The organism is Pantoea sp. GbtcB22 (assembly GCF_019091025.1).
In the GTDB taxonomy this organism is placed as follows: Bacteria; Pseudomonadota; Gammaproteobacteria; order Enterobacterales; family Enterobacteriaceae; genus Pantoea; species Pantoea leporis.
Genome location: NZ_JAGXKB010000728.1, coordinates 1 through 240, shown reverse-complemented (window position 1 = coordinate 240; position 240 = coordinate 1). Strand labels below are relative to the sequence as shown.

At 58.8% G+C, this 240-nt stretch carries 1 protein-coding gene; it reads right to left on the bottom strand.

The window, feature by feature from the left end; genetic code table 11:
- The coding region (locus KVT28_RS26505) for an efflux RND transporter permease subunit (protein WP_217551280.1) at nucleotides 1-240 on the bottom strand (240 nt) is incomplete at both ends.

Below are 240 nucleotides of genomic sequence, written 5' to 3'. Positions count from 1 at the left end.
TACCGGGATGCGTTCCGCTCTGCACGTAATCCAGATAGGCCACTTCCTGCAGCTTTTTCTCCAGCGGTTCAGTCAGCAGTTGCACCGTATCGTCGAGACCGGCACCGGGCCACTGCGCCGAGACCACGGCGGTTTTGATGGTAAAGGCGGGATCTTCGTTGCGCGGCAGCGCCAGATAGCTGAGCACGCCAGCGCCAAGGATCATCAGCATCAGAAAAGCCATCAGCTGTTGATGAGCCA